General features: G+C 54.8%; 12 protein-coding genes. 5 read left to right on the top strand and 7 right to left on the bottom strand.

The window, feature by feature from the left end; all coding sequences use genetic code 11:
• Positions 1 to 123: 123 nt before the first annotated feature.
• On the bottom strand, positions 124 to 1,959 hold the full coding sequence (gene ggt, locus PFLCHA0_RS25705) for a gamma-glutamyltransferase (protein ID WP_015637003.1): 1,836 nt from the start codon (positions 1,957 to 1,959) through the stop codon (positions 124 to 126).
• Between the two features lie 235 nt (positions 1,960 to 2,194).
• Here ggt and PFLCHA0_RS25700 point away from each other — a divergent pair, with 235 nt between their 5' ends.
• Complete coding sequence (locus tag PFLCHA0_RS25700) at positions 2,195 to 3,187, top strand: cytochrome-c peroxidase (RefSeq protein ID WP_015637002.1); 993 nt, start codon at positions 2,195 to 2,197, stop codon at positions 3,185 to 3,187.
• A gap of 49 nt (positions 3,188 to 3,236) precedes the next feature.
• On the opposite strand, the gene PFLCHA0_RS25695 is transcribed toward PFLCHA0_RS25700, so the two are convergent.
• Complete coding sequence (locus tag PFLCHA0_RS25695) at positions 3,237 to 3,923, bottom strand: T6SS immunity protein Tli3 family protein (protein WP_011063424.1); 687 nt, start codon at positions 3,921 to 3,923, stop codon at positions 3,237 to 3,239.
• Between the two features lie 118 nt (positions 3,924 to 4,041).
• The gene (locus PFLCHA0_RS25690; protein WP_015637001.1) at positions 4,042 to 4,881 is read right to left on the bottom strand and encodes a 5'-nucleotidase, lipoprotein e(P4) family; all 840 of its coding nucleotides are present in this window, start codon (positions 4,879 to 4,881) and stop codon (positions 4,042 to 4,044) included.
• Positions 4,882 to 6,601: 1,720 nt separating this feature from the next.
• On the opposite strand from PFLCHA0_RS25690, the gene PFLCHA0_RS25685 reads away from it, so the two are divergent.
• The 4 genes from PFLCHA0_RS25685 to PFLCHA0_RS31425 all read left to right on the top strand — a co-directional run bounded on the left by PFLCHA0_RS25685 (position 6,602) and on the right by PFLCHA0_RS31425 (position 12,608).
• Positions 6,602 to 7,621 carry a nucleoid-associated protein gene (locus PFLCHA0_RS25685; RefSeq protein ID WP_015637000.1) on the top strand — a complete coding sequence of 340 codons (1,020 nt, stop codon included), beginning with the start codon at positions 6,602 to 6,604 and terminating at the stop codon, positions 7,619 to 7,621.
• A gap of 11 nt (positions 7,622 to 7,632) precedes the next feature.
• Positions 7,633 to 8,916 carry a hypothetical protein gene (locus PFLCHA0_RS25680; RefSeq protein ID WP_134532630.1) on the top strand — a complete coding sequence of 428 codons (1,284 nt, stop codon included), beginning with the start codon at positions 7,633 to 7,635 and terminating at the stop codon, positions 8,914 to 8,916.
• A 237-nt stretch (positions 8,917 to 9,153) separates the two neighbouring features.
• Complete coding sequence (locus PFLCHA0_RS31755) at positions 9,154 to 10,884, top strand: hypothetical protein (RefSeq protein WP_015636998.1); 1,731 nt, start codon at positions 9,154 to 9,156, stop codon at positions 10,882 to 10,884.
• Complete coding sequence (locus PFLCHA0_RS31425; protein ID WP_015636997.1) at positions 10,881 to 12,608, top strand: hypothetical protein; 1,728 nt, start codon at positions 10,881 to 10,883, stop codon at positions 12,606 to 12,608. The genes PFLCHA0_RS31755 and PFLCHA0_RS31425 overlap by 4 nt, the downstream gene beginning before the upstream one ends.
• A gap of 217 nt (positions 12,609 to 12,825) precedes the next feature.
• On the opposite strand, the gene PFLCHA0_RS25675 is transcribed toward PFLCHA0_RS31425, so the two are convergent.
• From PFLCHA0_RS25675 to PFLCHA0_RS25660, 4 genes are all read right to left on the bottom strand, one after another.
• Complete coding sequence (locus tag PFLCHA0_RS25675; RefSeq protein WP_015636996.1) at positions 12,826 to 13,683, bottom strand: coiled-coil domain-containing protein; 858 nt, start codon at positions 13,681 to 13,683, stop codon at positions 12,826 to 12,828.
• A gap of 90 nt (positions 13,684 to 13,773) precedes the next feature.
• On the bottom strand, positions 13,774 to 16,662 hold the full coding sequence (locus PFLCHA0_RS25670) for a DUF927 domain-containing protein (RefSeq protein ID WP_015636995.1): 2,889 nt from the start codon (positions 16,660 to 16,662) through the stop codon (positions 13,774 to 13,776).
• A complete protein-coding gene (locus PFLCHA0_RS25665) occupies positions 16,659 to 16,931 on the bottom strand; it encodes a DUF3077 domain-containing protein (protein ID WP_041752568.1) in 273 nt (90 codons plus the stop codon). The genes PFLCHA0_RS25670 and PFLCHA0_RS25665 overlap by 4 nt, the downstream gene beginning before the upstream one ends.
• Entirely contained in the window at positions 16,928 to 17,212 is a 285-nt protein-coding gene (locus tag PFLCHA0_RS25660; protein WP_015636993.1) for a hypothetical protein, read from the bottom strand. The genes PFLCHA0_RS25665 and PFLCHA0_RS25660 overlap by 4 nt, the downstream gene beginning before the upstream one ends.
• Positions 17,213 to 17,327 lie beyond the last annotated feature (115 nt).

Below are 17,327 nucleotides of genomic sequence, written 5' to 3'. Positions count from 1 at the left end.
AGGGCAGATCCAAAGGCCGGGTCAGACACAGACCGCCGCAAAATCTTGCATACAGAGCCCTCGCTCACCGCCCACAAAAAAGGGCCAGCCTCACGGCCAGCCCTCGGGTTCATCCGATTACTCTCAATCCCCCAGTGCCTCCCCTTCGCGCCGTGGGTCGGCGCCGCCTGCCCAGGACGTCTTGCCCTGTGCATCACGCACGCGAACGATGGCCTGGGTGCCGCTGGTCATGTCGATCTCGTTTACCTCATGTCCCTGAGCTTGCAGTGCCTGCTTCAGGGCCGGGCTGAACTGGCCTTTCTCCAGTTCGGTCGGCCCGTTGCGGCTGCCGAAGTTGGGCAGACCGACGGCGGCTTGCGGGTCCAGGTTCCAGTCGAGCATGCCCACCACCGACTTGGCCACGTACTCGATGATCTGCGAGCCGCCGGGGGAGCCGACGCTGGCCAGCAGTTCGCCGCTGGCACGGTCGAAGACCAGGGTCGGCGCCATGGACGAGCGCGGGCGCTTGCCCGGTTGGACGCGGTTGGCCACCGGCTGGCCGTTTTCCTCGGGAATGAACGAGAAGTCGGTCATCTGGTTGTTGAGCATGAAGCCCTGGACCATCAGGTGCGAGCCGAAGGCCGCTTCCACGGTGGTGGTCATCGATACGGCGCCGCCCAGGTCATCCACTGCCACCACTTGCGAGGTGGAGATGCGCATTGGCGAACGGTCCGGGGCGTAGGCCACCTGGATGCCCTGGGGCTTGCCCGGTTCGGCCTTGCCCATGCTGCGCTCGCCAATCAGGGCTGCGCGTTTGGCCAGGTAGTCCGGGGCGATCAGGCCGGCCACCGGCACGGGCACAAAGTCGCTGTCGGCCACGTAGAGGCCACGGTCGGCATAGGCCAGGCGCTCGGCTTCGGCAATCAGGTGCACCGCTTGTGGCGCGGGCTCCAGGCCGGCGGGCAGGCTGGTTTTCTGCGGCTTGAGGTTGGCCAGGGTGTAGCGCGGGTCGCGCTGTTCCAGGGCCTGCAGGGTGCCGAGTATCTGCGCCACCGCCACGCCGCCGGAGGAGGGCGGCGGCATGCCGCACACCTGCCAGCGCTTGTAGTCGCTGCACAGCGGCGCGCGTTCCTTGGCGCGGTAGCCTTGCAGGTCGTTGAGCGACAGGCTGCCGGGGTTGGCGTGGCCCTGGACCTTCGCGACGATTTCCGCGGCCACCGGGCCCTTGTACAGAGCGTCCGGGCCTTCCTCGGCGATGCGTTTGAGCACCGCTGCCAGTGGCGGGTTTTTCAGCAAGGTGCCCACGGCTTTCGGCGTGCCGTCGGCATTCAGGAAATACGCGGCCATGTCCGGCGAGCGTGCCAGGAAAGGATCGGCGCTGATCATGGTGTGCAGCCGTGGCGAAATGGCGAAGCCTTGCTCGGCCAGGCGGATCGCCGGTTCGAACAATTGTGCCCAAGGCAGGCGGCCGTGTTTCTGGTGGGCCATTTCCAGGGCGCGCAGCACGCCTGGGGTGCCCACAGAGCGTCCACCGATCTGCGCCTGGGGGAAGGCCATGGGCTTGCCGTCCGCCTGCAGGAAGAGCTTCTCGGTGGCGCCGGCCGGCGCGGTTTCCCGACCGTCATAAGTGCGCACGGCCTTGCCGTCCCAGAGCACGATCATCGCGCCGCCGCCAATCCCCGAGGACTGCGGTTCTACCAGGGTCAGCACCGCTTGCATGGCAATCGCCGCGTCGATGGCCGAGCCGCCCTTGCGCAGCATTTCGCGCCCGGCCTCGGCGGCCAGCGGGTTGGCAGCGGCGGCCATGTGCTTGTCGGCATGGCGAGTCTGCATGTCGGTGCGGTAGCCCGAAGCGATTTCCGGGGCGGCAGGCAGAGCGTTGGAAGAAGGCGGGTTGTGGCAGGCGCCAAGGCTGAGGGCGGCAGCCAGCAGGCTGAGGCCGAGCAGTTGGCGGTGACGGGGAGGGAAGTTCGAGAACACGCGTTGAGCTCCGTTCACAGGGAAATGAGGGGTCGTCCGTGCGGGGGAATGTACAGCAGTGGCGCCGGCAGTTGGACCCGGATGTAGCCCTGGGCACGAGGCTGGAGTGGGCCATCTCCCCTGTACACAGGGTCGCAGGCAGTCTTTCACCCGGCCGTCGATTGATCTGAGTCAGGGCGGGAGGGGGGCGTTGGGTACAGGGTGAAACAAACTATAAGCCTGATGAGGGGACGTCATGCACCGTTGTAAGTGGTTACTTGTTTTCGGATTGCTGTTGGGGGGTGAGGTCAGGGGGGAAACGCCAAGCGAACCGATCCAGCCGGTACAGCCGGTGAAGATCACCGATGTGGCCAAGGTGGAGCTGGGCAAGCAGTTGTTCTTCGACCCGCGCCTGTCCAAGTCCGGTTTCATATCCTGCAACTCCTGCCACAACCTGAGCATGGGCGGCAGCGACAACCTGCCCACCTCCATTGGCCACAACTGGCACCAGGGGCCGATCAACTCGCCCACGGTGCTCAACTCCGGCATGAGCATCGCGCAGTTCTGGGACGGCCGCGCGGCCACGCTTCAGGAACAGGCCGGTGGCCCCATCGCCAACCCGGGGGAGATGGGCTTCACCCATGACCTGGCGGTGGACGTGCTGCGTTCCATTCCCCAGTACCGGGCCTCCTTCAAGCAGGTCTACGGCGACGACGGCATCAAGTTTGACGACGTGACCAATGCCATCGCTGCGTTCGAAGAAACCCTGGTTACCCCCAATGCGCCGTTCGACCGCTGGCTCAAGGGCGACAAGGCGGCCATCAGCCCCTCTGCGCTCAAGGGCTATCAACTGTTCAAGTCCATCGGCTGCGTGGCTTGCCACAACGGCGAGGCCGTGGGCGGTGGCTCATTCCAGAAGATGGGCATGATCGAGCCCTATGTCACCCAGAACCCGGCCCAGGGCGTGGCCGGGCTGACCGGCAAGGATGCCGACCGCATGCTGTTCAAGGTGCCGACCCTGCGCAACGTGGCGCTGACCTATCCCTACTTCCACGACGGCGCCTACTGGAAGCTGGAAGAGGCGGTGGACGTGATGGCCCGTCTGCAACTGGGACGCAAGCTGGGTACCGAGGAGGTCAGCCAGATCGTGGCCTTCCTTGAAACCCTGACCGGTGACCAGCCGGACTTCAAGCTGCCGATCCTGCCGCCGTCCTCGGCGCAGACACCGCGTCCGCAGCCGTTCAACTGAGCGAAAAAAACCGCAGCCTGCTGCGGTTTTTCAAGCCCTACGTGCTGGGTCAGCCCTGCCTGGCCCCCGTGGCGCAATTGAATCGGTCATCGATGGGGGCTTGGCGAGCGGGTTCGAAGTAGCCAGGTGTACGAGTGCTATCGGTGCGTTGCCAGCGTTGTGGGTAAGACAGCATCGAGTAGGGCGAGTGGTCCTTGAGCGTCTCGTAGTTCAAGGACAGGTCGATCTGCGCGGCGCCGTGCAGGAGGGGGCCTTCGATCGAAAGGACGGAGCCGGTCAGCCAGGTTCGCTCAGGGCTTTCCAGGTACCTGGGCGCGGTGATGCGCAGCCAGGTACGCCCGGCATCCTGGGAAAAGTACAGGCGCGGCAAGCCGGCCCCGCCCTTGCTGAAGCCCGGTCCTTGGGCAATCGGAATCACCAGGTAGTTGGAGTTGGCAGCATCGATCATCAAGTGCGAACCACGGCCATGCACGGTGATGCCGTTGAATGAGCCAAAGGGTGCAACCGGGGTGTGGATGCCGAGCCGGGTGTCGGTGTAGTGCACCATGTCGCCACTGCTGGCGATGACCGGCGAGGAACCGTTGCAGAGCTTGAAGGTGGTCCGGTCGATCTCGAAAAAGCGTGATGAGTCGATGCGGTAGATGACCCGGCCGGGCAGGTACTGGATCGGCTCGGGAGTGCTGCAGGCCCCAAGTACCCCGCACGAGATCAGCAACAGCAGCTTCCTTGCCCGCATGAGAAAACGACTCCTTGTTCCTGCCTGAGTGCAGGGGCTGGCGTTTATGACATCCCTGGGGGCTTGGCGCAACACTGGCCATGGCGGGCCAGCGTTGCGCTGATGTTGCGACGCCCTGTCAGGGCTTCATCTGCCAGGCCGTCGAGCTGGCCGCGGCCTTGAACTTGGCCCGATTTTCCGGAGTGGCCGGCGGTTCGGAGTCGCCGAAGATCGCCTTCAGCCAATGGCCGTCGGTGGGGTTGGGGAAGAGGATGAACTTGCGGCCGAACTGCTCCTTGTCCTCGGTCATCAGGCTGCTGCGCTGCTTGACGTCGGCCACGTAGTACTTGCGTTTGAAGTCGTTGAGGTTGTCGCCCAGCATCAGCACCACGTTGTGGTCCTTGGCGATCTCCTGCTGCCGCGGCTCCTTGTTGGAGCTGTCGCGGTACACCGTCAGGTGCTGCTCATCGGCATAGGGCAGCTGGTTCTTGCGCAGGTTGGCCAGGGCGTATTCGTAGGTCTTTTCGCCCTGGTCGCGGCTGGTGACGTAAAAGACTTCGACACCCTTGGACTGGGCGTACTTGAGGAACTCCACGGCGCCCGGGGTGGCCACCGGGCCATTGTCCGCGACCCATTTGTCCCAGGCCTCGTCGTCGAAGAACTCCTTGCCCGAATTGATCATGTAGCCCCAGTAGCTGTTGCTGCTGAGCACGGTGTCGTCAACGTCGCTGATGATCGCCAGGGGGCGGTCGCCGGCCTTGTGTTCCTGCAGGGCGCGGTCCAGTTGCAGACGGGCGATGTTGAAGCCCTGGTAGTACAGCGCCTCGAACTCTGCGGCGGTCTGCTTCCAGGCCACGGCGGCGGTCAGCAGGTTGGAGGGCGGGGTAGGGGCCTGTTCGGCGAAGGCTGGGGTACAGGTGATTGCCAGGAGCGAGAACAGCCAGGGGGCGACTGAAGTCCTGTGGTTTTTTATTGTCATTATCGAGCCCTTGAAGTGAGGATTGCGCAGCTCTCACAAACACTGCCGGAGTGTTCTATCCCAGCCAGTGGCGGTGCTCAATGCGGGTGTCGCGTTTGTGGATCAATGCGGCGTAATCCCCGGTACTTTTTCGCGGGCATAAAAAAACGGCCTACCTTGCGGTAAGCCGTTTTTAGTACTTGGTGGTACACAGTCATTTGAACTGATCTTGTAATGTGCTGTATTTAAAGGGTTTCGTGCGGTGTTGGTCATTTAGGCATACATGTAGGCATACACGCTGCATGTTTCTGCCTACGGATGTAGTGGTATCGCTGCTAGGTAAAGCACCACCAGTTGGAAGGTAATGTGTAGCCATTCGGTCAGGTAGTCACCTCTTCGTCCGACCTTCTGCCGACAGTGAGGCGAGGGCAAGGGACATGAATCCTGCATTCCCATTCATGATGTTCTCCCGCCGTGTTGTCAGGTATCAATCCACCTTGAGCCAGTGGCATTGCATATCAGCTGTCCTCATCACCCCGTCATCTTGATTCACGAGAGGCCAACAATGTGGTGTAGGTCCAATTTGGAAAGGCAGCAAGAGAGCACATATCCAGCCCCCCTCCAAAACTGGTGTAACCGGTGTTACGAGTGTAACGCCCTTCACCAAACGCCCGGTTTCATTGGCTCTCATGGCTGTTACACAGTTCAGCGACATAGCGTACACCCTATGTAACTCCACCCGTGCGTGTAACGCTAAAGTCAGCATCCTGGTGTTGTGGGCAGGCGCTTTTCGCTCCAGCCTACCAAGCGAATTTCGCCGGCTCCGCCTTTCGATGAGAGGAAATCACGCTGGGGACCCTGAGAGGTTTCGCTTCACACGGGGCATGAAACCCGCGGGATCTAGTTAGTGGGAGGCGTGGGAAGTTACTGAAATTTCAATCGTTGAAATTGAAATGATCTCCACGAAAAAGGGACATATTTACAGCTTCGGTAATGGTCTTCGGTTTTGATCGGAATTGTGAATGGATGGCTCAGCCCACTAGCTTTTTCGTCCAGATACCAACGATGTCCAGCGGGTTTCCTACCTAGTGATTGAGATAGTCTTCGAGGGTCGCATGTACGCCTCTAAGTGACAGCCGTGAACGAGTTCTCTCGCTGTGGGACACGCCTTTGAGGGGCTCGGGGGCAGACCCTCTAAAAAATCTTGTTACCTGTGTTGCATGTGCTAAAAATATTATAAGTATTTGATTTAAAACGGTTTAATTATCTTGTCGTCGCTATGGTTCAGTAGCACTTTTAGGTGTTGCATGGTCAAGAGGTATGACGTCAATACCGTACTTTGACGAGCAGTCTGTGCTTATCCAGCAGACTGCTATTGGATCAGAATTCTCAGCTGTGGAGGGCTATATCGGCTTAAGCGGGGCGGTAGGATAATTAAGGTAATACCCCCGTATAGCGTCTTTTTTGGAAGACTCATTTCTTGGACTGTGCTGTAACGAACAGTTCCCCTTCCAGTCTACCTTGCTATGTAAGGCCGATTAAGCTTACTGCGCAATCGACAGAGACTTGCCCGTAATGTGAAAACAAAATACTGTATTTGCATACAGTGGTTGAGGAGGTGTGACAAGCTGAGCCAGGCGTTTACTACGTGAATCGCTGTATAAGGAAATGTGGCTCCATGCCAGCATGAGCTAGAATTCCCCCTACTCGGGAAGGCCCGCGGCTTCTGATAAGGATCATCATGGAATTTCAGCTACAAGGGTTTGTGTTTCACAAAGTCGTGACCAACCAGCGTGACAAGGGCGTTGTATTAGTTCCACGCGAGCGACAGATTGACCTTCCGGAACCCAAGGCCGATACCCTCGTCAGCACGATTCTTACGAGTTACCAGGGCGAGGGTAACATGGCGTACGCGCGTATCCTGGCCGACAGCTGGTTCGACGTTAAAACCAAGCGCTACTTCGCTAAAGAACTTGGGTTTTACCAGTTCTCGATGGACACCCTCGCTCAGCTCAAAATCGAGCTCGAGAAGGCGCCACTGGCCACCGGGGGATTCTTGACTATCATCGATTACCTGATCGATGGGGAGCCTAATCTCATGATCGTTCTCATCAAGAATGCCAAGGGCATCGGTATTGACGAGAACCTCAACCTTGAGGAAATCGACACACTCGACATCGATAAACTTCACTTTGCCGCGAATATCGACATACGCCGTTGGCAAGAAGCTGACATGGACCTTGAGGCGCCCCATGTTTCGTTCCTAAAGGGTAAAAATCGGAAAGACACTGTGGTGGGCTATTTCAAGTCTCTCCTTGGGATCGATGAAGAAGCCTATCTCGATCCGTCGAAGCACACCCAGCAACTCGTGACATTGATAAAAAACTACTGTGAGGAGTTCAAGGGCGAGGACGAGGCCTTGAACAGCCGCCGTGCCATCCAGGAGTGGGCTGACGGAAAAATCGCTAAGGGAGAAAGCATTACCCTGCGTGAAGTAGCAAACCAGTTGGAACCGGGCGATCCCAATAACTTCATCGATTTTGTTACCCGCAGCAAAATTGAGATCCCTGCGGAGTTCGAGCCTGTAGCCAAGCACCTGAAATCACTGCTCAAGTACAGGGTCTCAGGGCCGAATAAGGAATATACGCTCTCGTTCGAGCAGGCGGCCTTGGAGAATAAGACCATTTACCTGAATGCCGAGGGGCACCTGGTCATTACCAAGGTACCTGATAGCATCAAGCCTAACATTCCGAAAGCGTGATGGGGTCTTCCTTGACGCCCATCGAGGGGATAGAAGACATCCTGCGGTTGAACCGCATGTGTCCCATGCAATGGTCAGGTCACCGACTCACCGCAAAATTGCGCCTGCAAGCGGCTCAACGCGTGATACTGGACAGACTGAACGAAAGCGACGCTGTCGAGATTGAGGTGCGCCTGAATGGGCGGCTGATCACGCTCGCCGCCGCCGCCGAGCAGTGCGTCGAAATAGCCATCGCCCCCCCTCGCGGCTCGCAGCACTGCCTCGCCAAAGATGAGGAAGACCTCCTCGCGGTGTTCAATCTGCACTGTTTGCCTGAGCATTTCGCACTGATCGACTCTGGCTACAAATCGTGGAGCGTCAAACCGGAAAAAAATCCAGCCTCTGTGATTATTGCGTCCTGTTTCATCAAACAGCTTGAGCACAATTCCATATTGGAAGTGACAGGTACTCGCTTTACGCTGATGACGTACGACCAGAAGATTTACCTTACCTACGGTGTCAACGCAACAACCGTACTACGTACCGCCGACGTCGTTGCTCGTGGCCTGGAAAAGCTGGAAGACATGCTGTCCGACACGCTGCACGGCGCGGAAAAGAAAAGGCTTATACGCAATGCAATGATCTCCAGCTTGAAGTCCTGTGAAGAATCTAACCGGCTGTCGCATCTGTTGAGTCATTGCGATGAAATTCTTGAAAATGCTCAGAATAATTATGAGCTGTTCATATCCAATTTCTCTTTCAATAACGACCTCGACAAACTCAATGAGCAGAAACGAGAGTTCAGCGTCAAGCTCAACGGGTTGCTCATTGGTATCCAAGGCAAGCTTTTGGCCATACCCGTGTCCACGATCCTAGCTACGACACAGCTAAAAGAGCCGACAGACAACATTCATCTCACCATTAACTGTACGGTCATGGCGTCGTCGCTTTTTTTTCTTACGATCATCGTATGGCTTATCAAAAGCCAGGTGATTGCCATCAAGGCAATCAGGTATGAAATAGTGCAGAAGGAAAAGCGTTTTCGTCATGAACTGCCGAAGCTTTTCGCTGAGGTGGCAACGATCTTCGACAGTTTGAAATCCGACTGCAATCTGAACCTAAAAATGGCTTGGTCGCTCACGGTTCTTTCATTTGTGCTGACGGCGATCACGGGCTACGTGTTCCTGGTTAAGACGCCCGAGGTGATGCTCGTGCTGCAGCCACTACTCGATTGGGCATCGGGATTATTGACCGGTTTTGTATCTGAAGGCGCCAAAATTATTAGCGGTCTTCTAACGCGCGCGCGCCCGATCTAGAAAATCACGTAGGAGGCTTGAGAAACCATTATGTGTCTATTACAGATTTTGAGTCTGCGCTCCATTAAAATTTTTCGGTTTGTTCTGACTATAAAGGCATCAGTCAGTGTGTAGTGTTTTTTAGTATTTATTCGCATGTTTTTTAAGGGGGGACTTTGGTGAGGTGAATATGCTAGATGAGGTGGTGTGCATGCTGTAATTATGCAAAGAAGGACTAGTTAATACGAGGGCTTTTGTATGAGTGTTAGTGTTGAGCAGGTTTTTGATTCCGTTGCAAAGCGCCTAGTGTTTTCTGCGTTTTTCGATATTGTGGTGAAAGAGAACCAAAAGTCTGAGTTAATTTGTATAGTTGCGAATTTGCATGCTGAAAATTTAATTGATGTTTTGGCGGAGTACCAGTCTCTAGAGCAAGATATTTTTGGCTTTGAGTGGTTTACAATTATTGAGGTTTTTGCGGGGGTGTTAGAACTAATTGATGCGCCCGTGGCCGATATAATGTTTAGTATAAATCGACTTGGTAGGGCCGGTGGTGCTGATTTTCACTTGTTGTCTTCCTTTGAAAAATACTGCTTGGCAAACCCGGCGAGTTTAGAAGAAGCATTTGAGTTGGCAAAGAATTTATATCCGGAATCTAATTTTCTGAATGTTGTTTTAATCGCTGGCTCGAAAATAGATTTTGACGAATTTCAACTAAAAGCCATAAATTTAATTGATGCGAGCGAACCGCGTCTGCGAGCTTTAGCGTTGCAGTCTCTTTCTCGGTTTGGATACGAGGAAGATGTAATTCGAGCAAAGCTAACATTGGACGCAATTGATAAAGGCTTAATAGATTGCGACGAAGATTTTCTCTCTGCCGCCCTCGAGACTATTTTTTCATTAGCTCCTATGAGCCAGGATGTCGAAAGTAAATGCTTGATTCTGGTAGGTCGGATTTTCAAGTGTCCAAGTGATTTGGTAATTTGCACTGCAGCTAAATTATTCATGATGGGTAAACTTCATACGCCTGAGTCCATTGTTTCAATTTTGCTAGAGGAGTTCAAAACGATATCGCCAACTAATAGAGAGGCGATTAAGTTTCTGGATTTAGGGTTCGAACCGTTTTTGATCGGGGGCAAAGCGCGAGATATTCTGGTGCTTATTGAACACCTACTGGAAAAGAATGGTGCTGATTTGGCTGTCTCTGACTTCGAACACTTTATGTGGAGTCTTGATGAGCCGCAAAGTACGATTTTACGACAACAAATAGTCACCCGATGGCTATTATCTAGCAAAAGAAAACTTTGTTCCTCTGTCGGCCAGATAGTTTCAGATGGTCGGGGGTCAAATATAGGGCTTTCTGCTGACTTGGGGTTGTTGGACGAGATTCCACCCAATGCTAACTTGCTATTGGCAATGAGAGCCTGTGGCTGGTTGTTTGCATACCCGGTGAGCGCTGCGAGCCTTATGGTCTCGTCACTTAATACTGCTTCAGACGCTGAGCGAGCAAAGATAGAGGAAATGCTATTTAATCCATTATTGATTAGCTATGGTGGAAGTGTCGGAGAATACTTCAGATCTAAGCGTGATGAGCTTTCACAAGAATCTGCAATAATAATTGATCGGGTGTTGTGTAGATTAAATTCATATCACGAGGGACTTCAGAGCATTTCCAACGTAAAAGAATTGGAGGCTCCACTGTCTCAGCGGCAAGCGTATCAACGTCGTTTTAATCGTCAAATGGAGGAATCATTTAAGTCCGCTAAAAAAGATTCTCTGATGACTGCTCTCATGGGGAGGCCCTCAGTAATTTTGTACGGAAACAGCTCTATAAATTATGTGTATCACGGCCCTAATGGAGAAAAGGTCCGCCAAGAAAATCCGATGCATAGTTTTAGTACGTCTGTAGAGTATCCTTCACTAGGTAATCTTGACTCTGGGGGGCTGGAGTACATGCTGCGGGCTTTTAGAGTAGGAGCCGTTAGGCTATGAAGTTAATAATTAGAGAGTATTTAGCTGGGTTGCGGGAACGTAAAGAATTAGATGCGTTGTTACCTGACCTTTTATCGCAGATGGGCCTAGATGTTTTTTCTAAGCCTGGCGTTGGCGGTAGGCAATACGGCGTAGATGTGGCAGCGATTGGGAGTATTGATGGAGGGCCTGAAACGGTCTATCTCTTCTCCGTGAAGTCTGGTGATCTTGGAAGAACTGATTGGGATAGTGCATCTCCTCAGTCGCTAAGGCCATCGCTGAATTCAATTATCGATACGTATATTGGTTCTCATCTGCCTGCGCCTTATCAAGATAAGCCAATTGATATATGTCTCTGCTTTGGTGGTAATATAAAGGAAACAGTCAGGCTAGATGTAAGTAGCTATATTAATAAGAATACCAAGGGTAATATTAGTTTTAGTGAGTGGAATGGCGAAAAACTAGCGAACCTAATCGAGCGACATTTTTTGAGAGAGGAGTTGTTGCCTGAGTGTTGTCGAGCATTACTTCGAAAATCAATTGCAATACTTGATGAGCCTGATGCTTCGTATGCGAATTTCAAACGACTAATTCACCTATTGCTTTCCGATGGTGCTGCTTCGGAAGAAGAGTTGTTGATGTCTTTGCGTCAAGCTTATCTTTGCTTGTGGATCTTGTTTTCATGGTCGCGTGATCAAAATAACTTAGAAAGCTCTTATGTTTCTAGCGAGTTGTGCGTGTTGCACTCTTGGGATAAGTGTAAAGAGTTTTTTGCGGGAGCGACCAAAACTCATATATCAATCCGTAATACGTTTAATGCAATACAGCTATTGCATGTCCAGATAAGCGCTAATTATATGGACAGGTGTGTCTTGCCCTACACGAATAAGCTTCATGCACTTTCGGCGGCTGTGTTTCCTTCTTGCTCCACGGATGTGAACCTTAAGATGTTTGATGTGCTCGGGCGCGTAGCATCTTTAGGTCTGTGGAATATATGGGTTCTTGACAGTCTGGCCCGGGATGAAAGGTCTTCTGAGTACGGGGTGTCAGTAGTTGAAACTATAAGAGGGTTGCAGTGTTGCATTTCTGAAATGATTATTAACAATCCAGTTTTGAATACCCCATGTAAAGATGATCAGGGGATTGATATAGCTTTGGCTGCTTGGTTTTTATCTTTGGATTTTGGAGTGGATATATTTGTTGGTGATTGGCTTAACCAGATTCTTGGGGCGGCGCACTATCAGATCGCCACAAAAAACCAATACCCTTGTAATTTGGATGATTATTACAAGCTAATTGAACATCCTCAAAATAGCGATGCCTACTTCCAGGAGGTTACAGCAGGGTCAGTTCTTTACCCTTATCTGGCACTTCTGGCGGCTTTGATTGGTGATGAAGAGGCTTTCAATAGAGTACGTACTATAAAAAAAGAGTTTTTGGAGCACTGTAATTTTCAAATTTGGTTTCCTGACGTCAACTCAGAAAATGCTTTTTATAGTAATAAATCCTCTCATGGTGCCACTCTGTCCCACGTGTCTATGGAAGGGGAGGACGGGATGTCACAATTCTTGGATATGGTTTTCAAAGAATGTGAGGAGGCTGAAGGCTTCAATTCCCTAAGCGCCGTAAAGCTAAGACATTGGCCGCTTGTCGTTATGGCTTGTCGGCATTACAGATATCCTCTGCCCGTACATTTTTTTAGGGGTAGATATGTTCAATTGAAAAGAAATTTAACAGTAGGTTGAGATAACAACCAAGCCAGGGCGAAATGTTCAATGCCAATGCCCCACTGAGTCTGTCGACGAGAGAGTTTCGTCTCCAGTATTCGCTGGAATTAGGAGCGCGCGCTCGGGTTGGACTCAGCAGAGCGTCTTTTTCGGGTGTTAATGACTGTCCGCATTTGCCTAGTAACGTAGGATGCCGGACGGAGTAAGCAGCCCGCCGGTGCGGGCTGCTTAGGGGTTACGCTGCGAGTAGTTCCTCCAGGGAGATGTTACGGGCTAACGCTGATAGATCGGAACGCTCAAGTTTCGAATGGAAGGGGCCGAAGCGAGGCACCTTCAATCCGGACAAAGAATCGCCCATTCCCCCTTTTTGGTGGCTGACGGCTAATATGCGTGCTCCCAAAGCCATCAGCCGTTCGGTTGCAGCATTCCACTCCTCATTAAGCGCAAAATCTACTGCACTCAGTGCTGTGACCCTGGCGTCATCGCACCGTTGGCGGGCATTCGTAATTTGAGTCTCAAGAGTATCGAGCTCTACTTGCAGAGCACCGAGGATCAGGTCTTGCCTTCTGACCTGCTCGTCCGTTGTCGCCAGTTGCTTAGCGGCCTTTTGCATTTCGCCGCTTGCCGATTTTTCCCCTTCGGTATCACCACTGGCGAGGCTTTTGGCGTAGGACGTTGCAGCGTCGCGCTCGGCTTGTTGCGCGTTTTCCAGTGCTTGATCGGCTTCAGATTGAATCGCCTTAAACCGCTCACTTAAGTGCGCTCTTTTTCGCTCCAACGCTTCTATTTCGGCTGTCGCATCGGTCATTGCTTGGATGGATTCGACTTTAATTTGATCGTTTTTTTCCAGGCGTTCTAGGTGTTGAATCTTCCGATCAATTGCTGCCAAGTCGTGAGGTATCGCTCGTATACGAGCTTCGGCACTGGATATTTTATCCGCAGCTTCGCTGGCTTCCGGGCTTCCAATTGGGTTGCCAATAGCACTGAAGCCACACGGCGCGTTACGCCACTCGGTTTCCAGTTGTGGAAGGCTTTGTTCCAAGGCTTCCAGTTCTTGAATCAGTGCGGCTTGTTGCTGTTTTAGCTGGTTCATGTTGAGTCCCAAGGGTGAGAGGTTGATTGATTTTTTTCCGCTGGCGGGCCAGGCCAAAGTGAGCCTGCATTCCTCATTGCGGGGCCATTCTTAGGCCGCCTGGGCGCCGTGATCACCTTGTTCGGGCACTGCGATAACCACATAGCAGCGTTGCAAGCCCAGTCCGGGTAGCCGCACTGCGGTTGAAGCTTTGCCGTCCTTTCCTGGCTCTAGAACACCCCTTCGCAAAAGCTCTTTGTTGACCGCACTTAGGTTCATTCCTCGGAAGATCTCGGAGCGCCATGCTTCCGGCAGCACGTAATAGGTGTTGGTGGTGTGCAGTGCATCGCCCATGCCGTGTTCCATCGTCTTGCGAAAGCCCAACCGATCAATCGTGCGTGGGCCGTGCTCATCGATCTTGGCGGCGGCAGATTCCCAGCGGGTAAAGCGACTTTCTCCAAAGCGCTCGATGACCTGTCTCAGCCGCGCCAAAATCGCATCGCCCTCGAAGTTACCGGCGCCGCCGCGCTCAGCCAGCCATGCATGCAGGCAAACCCGCGCAGCAGTCGTGGCCGTACCATCAGGCCAACCGGTGACGCCAAAGGCGGTGGCCAACTCTCCGGCCGCTGCTGCGATGCCAAAGCGAAGGGCTGCACGTTGGGCTTGCCCACTGGCCGATGCAGGTAGGTTTTGCGTGATGAGCTGCTCCACCGTGCGGCGAATGATCACCGTCCATCTGAGCATTTCTCCTGGCGCGCACAGTGCGTGCAGGAAGGCGGTGAGGGGCGTGCCGTAGTATTTGGCTACACGGGCCTTGAGCGCATCGGAGAGGGCAGCAGCATCCTCAAAACCATTCAGCACATCGAACATGCCGAGGCCTTTGTTCGCATCCGCAGGCACCGCAAGCATGCGCACCTCCATGCCCGCTTTCAGCTCCTTGTTTGCATCCGCCATGTGCTGCGCCAACGTCTTCTCGCCGGTCGAGAGAAACAGCAAGCGCCACTCCTGCACCTGTCGGCCCGCTTGTCCTCGATCATTCGCCCGGGCTTTACCCGTGCCATTGCCGAGCATGTACACCGTCTCGCCAATAATGCGTGGGTCACACATGCCGATTTCATCCAGCACCAGGAGCCCGTCTGAATGGGCGGCTGCGATGGACTCCAGGGCGTTATCTGTCGAGCGCCATGAACGCACCAGGCGCGGCCCGCCATAAACCGAAGCAGCGACTTGCAGGTGAGTGGTCTTGCCCCCGGAGCTGTCGCCGTATAGGTGGAAGCCACCCGACTCATGACCTAGCAGGTTCAGCAGAGGCCCTGCAAACGCCACAGAGACGACAAACGCTAAGCGGTGGTTACCGATGCATAGCGCGCCGATTTGCTGCTGCCACTGCTCCAGAGAACCCGCCTCGTTGATGGGTGGAAGCTGCGCCCCGGCTTCATAAAAATGCAGGTGTTCGGCGTGCGAGCCGATCTGTTGTTCGGGCAATAGAAACGCATTGTCGTGCCAGCCCAAGCGCGTCACCAAGCGTGCGCGCTGGGCGCTGTCGAAGCCGCCAAGGTAACTCTGCAGGTCATTGCGTGCGTTGCGCCCTGATCGGCTTCCGGCAAGGCGTAGGCCCATGTCTACCAGCGGGCCGAGTACGTCTTTGCCGAAGTCGCCGGTCATGGTCCTGGCCGGAATGTTCCAGCGTTTTTTGGCTCCGTCTGGGTCGTCGAATTCAACCAGCAAGCCCCAGTTGTGGCCCTTGTCGTCGCGAGTGCGGGCGATGATTTCGAGAGGCGAACACACAGGACGCGCCTCGCCATCATCGCCGGAATAAAACACCCCTTCAGGCGTCAGGCGAAAGCCGCCTGGCAACAGGTCGTGCTTCGATTTGGCAGGACGTTTGGCGGGCGCCTTGGCCGTCTGTTCTTGGGGTTCAGTTGGCTCAGAGGCACCGCCGAAAAACTCACCGCTGCGCACCAGCTCGGCGACGTGACCAGCGGTCCAGCCTTTGGCTAACGCATCCGCTGCGTCATCGCCGTCTGCCCATTTTCCACCCTTGATCAGCGTAGGCTTGCCGCCTTTGCTGCTGGGCTTGAGCTTGAACACGTCGAGCGATATTCGTTTTACTGAGGCGGCGCTCAGCTCATTCAGCTTGAGCTCGATGGCGTCCATGCAGGTCTTGCCGCTGGCATCGTTATCCGGCCACAGGACCACCGTGCGTCCTTTGAGTGGCGTCAGGTCAGCCTTATGCCAAGAGTTGGAGCCGTTCGGCCAGCAGGTGGCTACGTGGTCGGGCATGAGTTCAGCAGCGGCGTCAGCGGCCTTTTCGCCTTCACACAACACCACAGCCGCATCGGTGCGCTGTACTAGCTCATCCAGGCGCAGCAGTGGCCTAGGCTCAGGCAGGCCTTGCCAGCGCCATTGTGTGGTTTGCCCATCGGAACGCTTGCACCAGGTCAACGGCGCAAAGACTTTTCGCGGCTTGCCGTCTTCATCTGGACCTAAGTCGAAGCGATACAGCGCCATGACCGGTTGGCCCTGCGCATCGCGATAGATCCAAACCTTGGACGGGGCGCCGTGTTGTCGGTGCTTGGCTGGGCACTTGTTCATGGCCTCGACCGGGACCGGCTGAAGCGCGATCCACTCCGGCGCTGCTGGCTTGGTCGGTGCGTTTTTGGCGGTTGCAGATCCTGCGGAAACGCTGAGCAGATTCGCCAGCTTTTTACAGGCCTCAACGTCGGTGCCGCCGTCGATGTAGCGCACCAGATCGATCAGGTCGCCGCCCTTATCGCCGGTGGCAAAATCCGCCCAGGTGCCTTTGCTCAAATTCACCTTGAGTGAGCCAGCGCGTTTGTCCGTGCGCGTGGGGTTCGGTGCGGTGTATTCCTTTCCGCCGTCGACCCGTTTGCCGTTTGGCAGCCAATGAGTAAGAACGCATTCGATGTTCTTCAAAGCAGCGCTTTTTACGTCGGCAAAGCTGGGGCGTTTTGAGGTGTTGCCGGTGCGCTGAGTCATGGCGCTGTACTCGCTGCACACAGTGCATCGTTCACGTCATCAATTAGCGCTTTAGCCATCTCGCCCAGATAGAACGCCGGCCAACTGAAACGCTCGCCTTCGTCACTCATGGCGGCATCGAGGGTCAGTTGATTGGCGTAGTGCTGAAACAGTGAAATTGCTTCAAGCGCATCCTCAAGAGGCACGCCTGCATTCACCCGAAATAATTTCTGCTGGGTGTCGTTGGCACACGAGAACTCGGCACGCCCAAGAGTAGTGGCAGTGTTCACAGGGCACCGCCTTTCTGGCCCATTGGCACAGAGGAGGCGTCACCGTACAAGGCGAGTGTTTTGATCAAGCCCAAGGTGCCGCGTACGTCCCAGATTACGGATGACAGCACGCGGTTAGAGAGCGCGGGTTTATCGCCGTCTAAGTGATCTTCCAGCAGCATCAGAACTGAATCGGCACGGTCCAAGGCGCAGGTGATGGCGTCGATGGGAATACCGGCTTCAGCATCTTGGCTGACGCAGAGTAGATCCTCGGGCAGTGAAAAGCCTGGGAGCATGCTCATTGGGCACCCCCTGCGGCTTCCAGGGCACGAGCCTTGGACATATGGGCGTTGTAACGGGAAAGGCGTGTAGCGAGGCTGGAGTTTGCGTGTAAAGCGGCGAGAGCCATTGCTCGAT

Origin of the sequence: Pseudomonas protegens CHA0, assembly GCF_000397205.1 — a bacterium.
Taxonomy (GTDB): Bacteria; Pseudomonadota; Gammaproteobacteria; order Pseudomonadales; family Pseudomonadaceae; genus Aquipseudomonas; species Aquipseudomonas protegens.
Note: the sequence above shows the minus strand (reverse complement) of the source record. Positions and strands in the feature narration are given on the sequence as shown.

Coding starts and splice junctions, on each gene's coding strand:
- PFLCHA0_RS25685 (WP_015637000.1), top strand. CDS start 6,602: ATGGAATTTCAGCTACAAGGGTTTGTGTTTCACAAAGTCGTGACCAAC.
- PFLCHA0_RS25695 (WP_011063424.1), bottom strand. CDS start 3,923: ATGCGGGCAAGGAAGCTGCTGTTGCTGATCTCGTGCGGGGTACTTGGG.
- PFLCHA0_RS31755 (WP_015636998.1), top strand. CDS start 9,154: ATGAGTGTTAGTGTTGAGCAGGTTTTTGATTCCGTTGCAAAGCGCCTA.
- PFLCHA0_RS25675 (WP_015636996.1), bottom strand. CDS start 13,683: ATGAACCAGCTAAAACAGCAACAAGCCGCACTGATTCAAGAACTGGAA.
- PFLCHA0_RS25660 (WP_015636993.1), bottom strand. CDS start 17,212: ATGAGCATGCTCCCAGGCTTTTCACTGCCCGAGGATCTACTCTGCGTC.
- PFLCHA0_RS31425 (WP_015636997.1), top strand. CDS start 10,881: ATGAAGTTAATAATTAGAGAGTATTTAGCTGGGTTGCGGGAACGTAAA.
- PFLCHA0_RS25700 (WP_015637002.1), top strand. CDS start 2,195: ATGCACCGTTGTAAGTGGTTACTTGTTTTCGGATTGCTGTTGGGGGGT.
- PFLCHA0_RS25670 (WP_015636995.1), bottom strand. CDS start 16,662: ATGACTCAGCGCACCGGCAACACCTCAAAACGCCCCAGCTTTGCCGAC.
- PFLCHA0_RS25690 (WP_015637001.1), bottom strand. CDS start 4,881: ATGACAATAAAAAACCACAGGACTTCAGTCGCCCCCTGGCTGTTCTCG.